Source organism: Rhodococcus sp. LB1 (assembly GCF_001583455.1).
GTDB lineage: Bacteria > Actinomycetota > Actinomycetes > Mycobacteriales > Mycobacteriaceae > Rhodococcus_F > Rhodococcus_F opacus.
Genome location: NZ_LTCZ01000330.1, coordinates 1 through 2311 on the forward strand (window position 1 = coordinate 1; position 2311 = coordinate 2311).

The 2311-nt window shown below is 65.9% G+C and carries 1 protein-coding gene; it reads right to left on the reverse strand.

The genetic code is table 11. The annotated features are described in order from the left end of the window. The coding region (ltrA, locus tag AZG88_RS33025; protein ID WP_197487981.1) for a group II intron reverse transcriptase/maturase at positions 1-1610 on the reverse strand (1610 nt) is incomplete at its 3' end. Positions 1611-2311: the final 701 nt, after the last annotated feature.

Here is a 2311-nt window from a genome sequence, read left to right on the forward strand (position 1 = left end):
TTCCCACTCCTGTGGGCTTTGCGGCTCGTGCTCGGCGTGCAGCAGCAGCCCCGACATAGCGGGCATCGGCCGTGCTGCGCCTGCAGCAGGCGCAGGGTGCCTCGGCCCAGTGGAGGTTTGCTGCGATGACGCCTCGCAGCCCAGTGGTCGGTCAGGGCCGGGTCGTCCGGAAACGCCGCCCCTGCCACCATCCGGTGCCGGACAATCGGTGTCCAAGCGAACTTGCGGAGGTAGAAGCCGGACTCCCGGCTGCCGAACACCCACGAGTCCGTCCTGGCGGGGTTGAACGTGCCGAAGTACCGGGCCTTCACCCAGCGCAGCGGCTTGTTCGAGTGGGAGAACCGGGCCCATTTGTAGACCAGTCTCCACACGTGGGCGTCCAACGCGTTGAACGCCCGTTTGGATACCCCGATCCGGTAGTAGGCGGCCCATCCGGCGATGATCGGGTTGAGCTTGGCGATCACCGCATCGGCGTTGGCCCCACGTAGAGCCTTCACCTCGGTGGACAACCGTTTCCGGATCCGCCGCAACGCATCGTCACTCGGCTTGGTCAGCAGCTTCCCGTTCCGGAAGCGGCGGATGGTGAACCCCAGAAAGTCCACGCCCTGATCTTCCAGATGCGTGATCCGGGTCTTGTCCCCATTGAAGACCAAACCCCTGGGAGCCAACCACTCCGCCAGCTGCGCCTTGACCTGCTCGGCCTGTGCACGTGAATAGCACAGGGCCAGCAGATCATCGGCGTAACGGATGACCACCGGGCACCCCGACACTGTCTTCCCGGCACGAGTGCCGGTGACGTGGTATCGGACTCCGGCGGCGGCCTCCATGCCGTGCAGAGCAACATTCAGTAGCAACGGGCTGATCACCCCACCCTGAGGAGCGCCGTCCCCGGTCGGGGCGAACCGGCCGTCCTCGACCACACCCGCCGTCAGCCACTGCCGGACCAGTTCCCGAGCCGGGAACGTCCCCAGCGACTGACAGATGTGGTCGTGGTCGAGCCGGTCGAATGCCGCGGCGAGATCGGCGTCGAGCACCCACAGACGTTGGGCGTCGGTGCGACTCGCCGTCGTGTGGATAGCCACGATGGCGTCGTGGCAGCCACGACCCGGCCGGAACCCATAAGACTTCGGTTCGAACCGGGCCTCCCACTCGGGTTCCAACGCATTGACCGTCAGCGCTTGAAGGCATCTGTCGGCGATCACGGGAATTCCGAGCGGGCGGCGGCGCCCGTTGCTTTTCGGCACATACACCCGCTTGACGGGTTGCGGTGACCACGGTTCGGCCCGGTGCTGCACCCAGTCGGCCAGTTCGGCCTTCTGTTCCGCTGTCACCACGACCTTGCCGTCGACCCCGGCCGTCTTGCGGCCAGCGTTGACCTCCGTCACCCGCCGCACCGAAACCAGTGCGTTACTGCGGGAACGCAACATCAACTTCTGTAGATTGCGGACCTTCTTGAGGTCCCCTGCCTGTGACGCCGCGAAGATTCGCTGCCGCAGCCGCCGTACCTGTTCCTCGACCGACCGCCAACGCACAGCGTCCCAGTCGAGGCTTCGGCCCTGGGGTCCGTTCACCGGATCGTCACCGTCGGCGACCGTAGTCGTCTCCGGCATCGTCCTGGCGTCCAACTTGCCCCCTCGAGGTTCCAGCGTCGTCGAGCATCGATTCGTCGCAGGCTCACCCGGCTCGCGTCAGCACCCTTTCGGGTCGGGGCAGCTGCCCCTATCCGGCCAGTTATGCGAGCACCGTCGGAGAGGAGCCGACCAGTGGTGCCCGGTTTCCTGCGGCCTTTCGGCTACCGGCATTCGCTTCTCGAGCCATCCTGCGCCCGCTGCGGAATTCCGCCTTCCTCACGGTCGGCCTACCAAGAGCAACTACGCCCTTGGACCACAACGGGGTTGTCACGTTCCACATCAGACAGATACGACCGGGTTGGGTGCCCTCTGTACCCCGGGGACGGTGGTGCGTTCCCGCCCGGCCAAGTTCGTCCGGGCGGCACCCGCCGCCTTCCAGCGGCCGGTCCCTATCTCCCACTGAAGCTTCCCATCGGCGGAAGTGATCATGACGAGGCGTCGACGAGGGTTCACGCTATTCACCCGTCCGGTCTTCCCCAGCCCGTAACCCCTGGATGGAACAAGGGTCCTTCGGCCTTTCACCTCGGGCTCCGCACCCCGCGGTTACCCGCGACGCACGCCGAGGCGGGGACGGCCCCCACGCACGGGACCGGCAACTACACCATCGACATCGATCCTCCTTCGGTGAGTTGCGCTGTACTCATGCGACTTCGTGTCGCACGACGAGGTTCATCCACGAT